The sequence below is a fragment of the Acinetobacter sp. AB03 genome (genome assembly GCF_058107045.1).
Map to the genome: position 1 here is coordinate 1 of NZ_JBUEBA010000045.1, position 9472 is coordinate 9472.

4 protein-coding genes are annotated in these 9472 nt (G+C 41.7%); all 4 read right to left on the bottom strand.

From position 1 onward, the window contains the following. Positions 1–149: 149 nt before the first annotated feature. Positions 150–1589 (bottom strand): HlyD family type I secretion periplasmic adaptor subunit, encoded by a 1440-nt coding sequence (locus tag ACY3FQ_RS17930; protein WP_005401926.1) that lies wholly within the window; start codon positions 1587–1589, stop codon positions 150–152. Beyond that, positions 1586–3721 carry a type I secretion system permease/ATPase gene (locus tag ACY3FQ_RS17935; RefSeq protein WP_005401927.1) on the bottom strand — a complete coding sequence of 712 codons (2136 nt, stop codon included), beginning with the start codon at positions 3719–3721 and terminating at the stop codon, positions 1586–1588. The genes ACY3FQ_RS17930 and ACY3FQ_RS17935 overlap by 4 nt, the downstream gene beginning before the upstream one ends. Positions 3722–3987: 266 nt before the next feature. After that, entirely contained in the window at positions 3988–5382 is a 1395-nt protein-coding gene (locus ACY3FQ_RS17940; protein WP_005401928.1) for a TolC family outer membrane protein, read from the bottom strand. Positions 5383–5489: 107 nt separating this feature from the next. Next, positions 5490–9472: beta strand repeat-containing protein (locus ACY3FQ_RS17945; protein WP_489774585.1), on the bottom strand; the 3983-nt coding region annotated here is incomplete at its 5' end.

Consider the following 9472-nt stretch of genomic DNA (forward strand, 5'->3'; position numbering starts at 1 on the left):
AGTGAGGACTAAATTAAGGCTTATAGGACGAATTCATAAGATGTGTTCAGCGGACGCTTACAATTAACACTTATAAAATCTGCTTTATAAATTAAAAATCCCTCTTTTTAAAAGAAGGATTTTTAGTAGATTGATGACGTTTATTCGACTTAACGCTCGGTTAAGGCATTGTTTTTCGCTTTTAAAATTGGTTTAAGTAAATAAGAAAGAATTGTTTTCTTACCTGTCATAATATCCAATTGAACCGTCATCCCTGGAATCACAGACAATCCTTTACCGAAAGTTGGTTTGTCTGTCACTGCACGGACGATATAAAACATATTGCCTTTTTCATCGGTAAATGTGTCTGGGCTAATGTGTTTCACCTTCGCATCCATTCCGCCATAAATCGAAAAATCATAGGCGGTAAATTTAATTACCGCAGGCAAGTCTGGTCGTACAAAGGCAATATCTTTCGGCGATACTTTTGCCTCAACGATCAATTGACCATCTAAAGGTACGATTTCCGCGACTTGATCACTCGGTTTCACCACCCCACCGATGGTATTAAAGAAAATTTTCTGCACGATACCATTGGTCGGTGAACGAATATCTGTGGTTTTTACTCGATCTGCCACGCCTGAAATACTTTCTTTTAAACTCACCAACTGCGCTTGCGCTTCTGCTAATTCATTGCGCCATTGGTTTTTCAAACTGACCGCAGCTTCAGAGGTTCTTGATTGCGCTTCGCCGATTGAGGCTTGCGAACCACGTAAGTTTGCTGCTGCCTGCTTACGCTCACCATCGGCATTGGAGACATCACGCTCTAAACGCAAAATATCCATTTCCGACACCGCACCAGTCTTTAACAAAGGTCGTGTGGTATTGAGTTCACGCACTGCAAGTTGATAGGCTCTTTCAGCTTGTCCGAGCGCAGCTTGCGCCCGTTGCGATTCCTGTTGACGGGTCGAAACCGTGCCTTGATTGGTCATCGTTCTTTGACTCAGTTCACGCAGACTTTCTGCATAATATTGGCTTTCTTGCGCCATAATCATTGCCGCTGCATCAGGTGAAACACCGGCTGGGACACTGCCTGAGGTATAGCCCGAGCCATTTAATTGTGCACTTAAACGTCTAACTTTGGTTTGCAAGGCAAAAATCTTGGCATTAACTTCATTCAAATTTGAGGTGAACCGTGTCGGGTCAATACGAATCAATAGATCGCCTTTTTTGACGTGCTCACCTTCCTGCACATACACCTTTTCAACCACGCCACCATCAACCGATTGAATCACTTGCATCTGTTGAGATGGAATAACTTTGCCTTCACCACGAGTAATTTCATCGACTTTGGCAAAACCTGCCCAAAGCAACAGGCAGACAAAAGTCACCGCAATAATATAAAGGGTCATTCGTGTCTTGAGTGGTTTTTGTGATTGTGTGACTTCCTTAACCTGTCGCTGCCAATCATTTGCATCGGCAGGCTGATATTGTTTAAACAAACGCAAACGCCCGAAAATAGGATTCATCACCTTTTCAGAGTTTTCTATGCTTTTGCCTACGCCTTGAAACAGCTTCTCGCGATGGGTCTTTTTTTGTTCTTCGCTCACGACATTACTCCTGCAGCTTTTTCTTGTTGAGGAAACATCGCTTTCAAGACCGTTTCTTTCTCGCCATTTGCAATGATCTTGCCATCTTCAAGAATGATAATTCGATCGACCAAAGCCAATAAAGCAGGTTTATGCGTGACCAAGATCAATGTGTGTTGGGCTGTCATGTATTGTTTTAAATGATGAATCACATGATTTTCCAATGGTGTGTCCATCGCACTGGTCGGCTCATCAAAAATCAAAATTTTCGCATTTTGAGCAATTGCACGTGCGACTGCGATTGCTTGACGTTGCCCGCCCGACAACTTGTGCCCTCGCTCACCCACTTGCAAAGACAAACCATCTTCATGTGCTTTAAGAATTTGTCCTAAACCTGAAATCACCAAACTTTGTTCTAGTACGGTTCGGCTCACATGCGGATTGCCCAACACAATATTCGACAACACCGTACCATTCAATAAGTCAGTGTCTTGTGGAATATAACCAATTTGGTTACGTAATTCCGCAGGATCAATCTGAGCAATATTGGTTTGATCAATAAATACCGCACCCTCTGTAGGTCGATAAAGCGACAACAATATTTTCTCAATCGAACTTTTACCAGAACCGACTTTACCCAATATCGCGACTTTTTCACCTGCACGAATGGAAAGCGTAATATCTTCCAAAGCTGAACGTGACTCATTCGGATAGCGCAAACTGACATTTTTAAATTCAATATTGCCAATTAGATGAGTATGACTGACCCAACCTTTCAGATTTTCTCGTTCTTGTTCAGCTTCAACTGTTTGGTTCAATAAATTTAATGCGCTTGACGCTTGATAATATTGAGTAAGTAAGCCCGCAACCTGTGCAATCGGTGCTAACGCACGTGTCGAAATCATATAACATGCAATGAGTGCGCCTTGCGTTAACTTACCATCAACAATCAAGTAAACCCCGATGATGATAATGACGACGCCAACTGTTTGTTGAACCCATGACGCAAAGTTTCCAACCGTTCCACCCAAAAAACGTAACTTTGCAGAATAATGCACGGTAAAACGGGTGGCTTTTTCCCACAAAGCTTGCATACGACCGTTAGCATTAAAACTCTTAATGGTTTCTTCATTGTTTAAAGTTTCAATTAACAAGGCTTGACGTTGTTGTGAAGCTTCTGCCATCGCATCAGATAATTTTTTCAAGTTGACATGCACTGACAACGCGTGCAATAAAATGATAAATGCTGCAATGAGCAGCGGAATCACAAACACCCATGAAATGATACAAATGACCGCAAGGAACAATACAAAAAACGGCAGATCGACTAAGGAAACAACAGTCAATGAACTGGTAAATGAACGAATCGATTCATAGGATTGAATATTTGATGCCGTCATACCAACCGACATATTATTCTGCTCCATGCGACGACCAAGCACTTTTTCCATGATATAAGCAGATAGTTTATTGTCTGCACGCGTCGCAGCTAAATCGACAAAATAACTGCGTCCTAACTTTAAAACAAAATCGGCGGTAATAATAATCATGATGCCGAGTGCCAAAACCCATAACGTATCCAATGCATGATTTGGTACAACTCGGTCATATACGTTCATGACAAAAAATGGAGAACATAAGGCGAAAATATTGATGAATAATGCACCGAGCAAAATATCTTTATAAATTGAACGGTGTTCACGAATTACACGCCAAAACCAGTGTTGCTGATTTTTTTCCATTTTCAGTTTGTTATCGACAATAAACTGACGTTGTTGGAGATAAATCACTGAACCGACATACTGCTCTTGCAATTCTGCAATTGGAATTTGTTTAACGGTATCGGCCAATTCTGGAAAATAAACGGTTGCTAGTTGCTGCTCATGATCAATTCGATACAACACACACGCAGTATTATTTTTTAACAATAAAATTGCAGGAAACACAAAGTGATTTAACTGTGCTAAACCTTGCTGCACTATATTACTGCTTAAACTCACACGATCTGCAGCACGCGAAACAAAGCTCGGAATTAGTAAACCATTGGGCAAAGGCAAGCCAGAAAGTAGCCCTTCTTGGGTAATACTTACCTCATAATCTTTAGCCACCCGAATCAGGCATAACGCTAAAGGGTCAAATATTTGTGTTGTCACTTATTCACCATGGGTCAAAATGCATTTTGATTTTTTGAACTAAAACTTGCTATTAATAGACCTCTCTCATAAGTTTTTAAACCCCACTTGCGGAATATATTCCTCATCCCAATTCTCAAGGGGGAAAACAAAGGGGTTATGAAAGAGGTCTAATTAATGTATTGCTTCCAACGAATCAATAACAAAAACTTCTCTTATATAAAATGTATATTTTACGAACAAAAATAGGGCACACGTTGCACCCTATTTTTCATTTCATACTTTCATTATTCAGCAACTTGTGCTTGCACGTTCGCAGAACACATATTCGCTGCATTAATTTCACGCTGACTCACTTCTGATACAGCAGGTAAATTATCACGTTGAATACCTAGCGCAGGTAACAATTGTCCTGTGCTATAAAGTGTTTGGAATTGTGCAATTTTCAAATCATATTGCGCACTGACATAAGCACGATTGGCCTGAAAGGCTTCATTTTCTGAATCAAGTACATCAAGCAAAGTACGACGACCAATATCAAACTGATCATTATACGCTTTCACAACTGAAGCAGATTCATCACGATGACGCTGTAACCATTGCAACTGGCTGCTATAGTTATTGACATTGTTATAAGCCACGGCTGAAGTTTGGCGAATATCGACACATGCTTTGTTTTTCAAATCATCGGATTGTAAAACACGTGCATTGGCAGCATTCATGGCTGCTCTATCAGCAAAACCATTAAATAGATTGTAGTTGAGTCTTAACTCAACTGCGCTATCTTGCCCGTATTTATCGTTATCGGGATTGGTGCGTTCATCAAAACTATTACGGTTTTGATATAAACCTGTACGCGCCACAAACGACAGTTTCGGGTACATATTGGCTTTGAATTCTTGCGCACTTGCACGTGCATATTGCATTTCACTTAACGCAGCTTTTAAACTGTTGTTATTGTTGTACGCAGCAGTAACGACTTCTTGTGTGCTATTCGGAAGAGCCACATTGATTGTAACGGGTGCAAGATTACTACTTGGCTCAACACCTACAATTCGCGCAAAACGTGCTGATACATCATTTAAATTCGCTTGTTCCGTCATTAAATTGGTTTGTGCCAAAGATAAACGACCTGATATTTGTGCTAAATCCGCACCATTGCCCACACCCTGCTTGGTCTTTTGCTGAATTTGGTTATAAACACGTTGATGGTTATTAAAGTTGGTTTCTGCCAATTTAACCAGATCACGGTAACGTTGAACATCCAAATAAGCTTGCGCTGCTTCAAAGGCTTTTTGTTCCACACCAGCATTTAACTCATAATAGCGTTTTAGCGCTGCATAATCGCCTTGCTCAACTTTGCTTTTAATACGAAAACCATCGAACAACACTTGCGTTAATGCAATTTCTGCCTGACCTTGATTGAACCAACCACGATCGCCATCGAATTCACGGTTACCTTTACCATAAGCTGCATTTAAATCAATTGATGGTAAATAACCTGCTCGCGCCTGTTTTTGATTCGCAGTGGCTTCAAGAAAGTTTGACCATTGCACCTGAACTTCTGGGTTATTTTCAATCGCAGTTTTAGTTACAGATGTTAAATCTGCTGCTGATACAGTCATTGCTACACTTGCCCCAGCAATCATGCTTGCGATTTTTGTTAATGCTAATACTTTCACAGGTTTCCCCTTGTTTTAAGGTTTCTTAAATGTTTAACGATGTTGCCATCATATTAATAAATAAATTTGGGATAGAGGGCGAAGTGACTCCGCCCTCTACGCTAGGTTTAAGTCTGGAAGTTGGTTTTGTTGATCATGTCGATGATGTCATTCTCTGTAAATGACTGGCCTGTGACCACAATATTCACATTCACGCTATTCTCTATATTATGGATCTTGATAGTACTACTACCTGTGGTCAGGCTGACATAATCACTTAATTTACCCACATCCTGATCCCAACCAAGTTGTACTAATAAGGCTTTGGCATTAATCTTGTCACCCTGAGCTTTGCTAAAGTCATTGATGGTATCAGTCTGGTTCACATTATCAGTTGCACCCCAAACAAAGGTATCAGCACCCAATCCACCGTTGAGGATATCATTACCTACCCCACCGATCAGGATGTCATTCCCTGCATCGCCATACAGTATATCGTTGCCGATCCCACCTTCCAGACGATCATTACCATTGCCACCATATAGCGTATCCTGACCTGAACCACCAATGAGTACATCATTGCCTTTACCGCCGTACAATGTATCGTTGGTCGCACCACCCAGCAGAATATCATCACGCTCTGTACCATTGAGTGTAGTACCAGCGACATGATAAATATCGGCTTTTGCATTGGTTAGAACACCAAGCTCATTCAAAGTATAGTCAAAGCCACCTGAAGATGGTCCAATTGCCCCTTTAGGTGCAGCAGATGTCCCGCCACCAGCAGTCGAAGTACCATTATCAATGGTCAGAGCAAGGTTATAGCTAGTTGAAGAAGAATTTGTGTTGGAGAGTTGCACATAATACTCACCAGTAGTCGTGGCAGTAAACCAGCCATCCGTAGTCTGACTAAAGCTCGTTGCAGTACCACTGGCATCCAGTACAGCTCGTGTAGTCGTACCTGAAACATTGGTATTCGATCCAGTCGTACCATCTACATCAATATAGATACGTTCACCTGCATAAAGATACACTTTTACCAAATCACGATCTGCACTCGAATAGAACGTACCATTAAAGACCTGAGTGTAACCATTAATACCACTATCGACAGCCCAGCCCGAGATGGTTTGACCTGTCTGATAAGCAGTAATGGTTGCTGCCGTTCCCGTCGTACCAAACAGGCTACGGTCACTAAAGTCCACAGCGAGTTCTTTAATGTTATTTTTTGGCAAGCTTGAAGCATCATTATTGGTCCAGGCAGTGCCATTGTTGTATGCACTTTCGTTAATCACTCGAATCGTCTGTGCTGGAATACCTGTTACATTCGGGGTAAAAGTAATCGTATTTGTACCCGATACCGTACCATTCACGGCATTGCTACTGCTAGACAAGAAGGTATTATTACTCACCAGATCATTGTGCATTAATGCAGCGTCCGAGATAGATATCGCTGTACCATTTTGTACATTGGTAATAATCGTATCCCGATTAGCATCAACCTGTGCCTGATAGTTCAAGCTGATGTTTAAATTCATCGAAATAGCATCACCATCGCCATCCACTGCACCAATCTGGAAGCTTTCCATTTCACCCAGAATAGTCTTATTGACAATAATTTCATAGCGATATTCACCTGTGGTGAAATCAACCGTTAATGCACCACCTTTTTCGGTATGAATGACTTGAGTGTTCCCACCAGCAAGAGTATAAACCACGCCATCTACAGTAACACTTTCCAGATATCCACCATCTGCACCCAGTATCATCCCGCCAGTACTACCACTACCTGAAAGAATAGACACATTCCCCTGAACAATACCATCATCAATGCTGCTGAGTAGTGTATTGAGCAATTCTGTCGGACTGGAGATTGCAACTGCCTCATCATTCGTACCCGCAGGTTGTGTTCGTATCAATGGAGCAATAGCACTGGTATCACTACCGCCGATTCTTACCGCATACATTGCATCAATATTTTTGGTATTTAGGAAATTACGCCAGTTTGTGCCAGTAGTTGCATCAATCCCCTGATTAGTATCAGGAGCACCATCGGTAATAAAATACACAAAGTGTTTATCTGCTGCTGGTGGTGTACCCCAATCAGTCATGGTCTTATTAATCGCTGAAAGATAAGAAGTGCCACCATCGGCCTGCTGCGTATTGACAAAGTTAATCGCACCCGTCGCAGAATCCACATACCACTGTGAAACCTCTTCCGAGTTCGCGCTACTAAAATTAATCATCTTGACATTGACATTGCCCAGAGTATCAACTTTGTCAATTAATTGTGCAATCGCCTGTTTTGCCAGCATCAAACGAATAGTATTCGGATCAAAACCAGCAGTCGCTGAGCCTCTACCATTTTCATCCTGCGCCATACTACCCGATACATCGAGGATAATGGTCAGATTATAGGTCTGCGGTGTTGCTGCCATACTCAAGGTCTGATTAATATCCGTTGCAACGGGTGCATCATCTATAACGTTGATAGTTAAGTTGGTCGCAGCACTGGTCTGACCTGTTACTTGATCTTTGGCAATGTAGCTAAATACCTTGATATCATCGACACCTTGAGTTGTTGCCGCATTCAGGGTATAGGTATAAGCACCTGTCAGCTTATTGACCACCAATGTGCCATCAGCATCACTAATGGTAATCGTAGTGCCCGAAATAACTTTGTTTGGCGTACCACTTGCACCACTACTAAAGCTGATGTCATCAATCTGTGTTGTGTTGGTCACAGTATCGTTGGTAAACAGATTACCCGTCGTCGTATATTGGGTCTTGGTGCCCTGGAACGTACCATTTGGCAGATGTGATTCACGTACTGTCGCGGCATCAGGTAATACATTCAACCCTGTGGTGTTAATGGTCAGTTTTGCAGTTGCCAGACTACCATCACTATCTGATAGAGTATAAGTAAACTCATCAGTTGAATTACCTGTAACCGCAGCCTCTGCACGCAGACCATTAACACGGAAATGACCAGAATTATTGGTCGAAGTAAAAGCAATATATTGATAATTGATATTCGTTGGCAAGCTAAATCCCAGTACACTACTTGATGGCGTACCCGAAACTGTATCTGTACCCACAAGAGTACCACTGGCATTAAAGGCATACCATGTAATATAACCAGCTTCTGTTGCATTTGAAACATCAGTTAAAGTCACTACAGCATTCTTCGACAATGCACCTAAATCAAAAACGATATATTCACCATTTTCGACACGACTGATATTCTGCTGATCGGATGTACTACCCGACAGTGTTGTTTCAACACCTAAACCATCATTGTTATTACCAGTAGTAGCATCAACCAAACGTACAATATTGGCAGTTGAGTTCGTTAAAGCATTAAGGTTGAGAGTTGTACCCGATATAGGTGAAGAACCATCAAAACCATACACATTTTTTACACCAGTCGTTGCATAGTCTTTCCATTTAGTAAGGTCTGGAGCGGTATCAGAACCATTTCTATCGACATATACATTTCTATACCCTGAAGTATAGGTGTATTCGCCATTACTCTGGATTTCAAGTTTACCGTCATCTGTTGTAATGGTGGTAATGCCTGATTGTGCTACCGTATGGTTCGTTCCACCAAAATTCACCGAAGTAATTCTATTTGGTGTATCCAGACTTGGTGTATCTACACTTGCAGAAGTGACAATACCATTTACTGTACCTGTAATCACATTACCTGTAACTGTGTCACCTATCGCCACGCTTGCCGAATCATTCTTGGCAACTGGTGCAGTATCCGTAATCGTGATCTGCACCTGCGTCCAGCCAGATTCCAGCGTACCATCTGATGCCCTATAGTAGAAACTATCTACATCCGCACCATCAGTATCCGTTACACCGTTGTTACCATGATTACGTATTGGGGCAACATAGCTAAATGTGCCATTACTATTCATGGTCACTGTACCACCTAAAACAGTCGTAATGGTATTGCTGCCATTTGCTGTTTGTGCACCTGTACCACTGGCATTGGTTGCAAACTGAGCAACAGTTAAAGTAGCACTATCAACATCTGTATCATTAACCAACACAGTTACAAGAGAAGTCGTTGAACCTTCAATGACTGTACGGCTATCAGCAA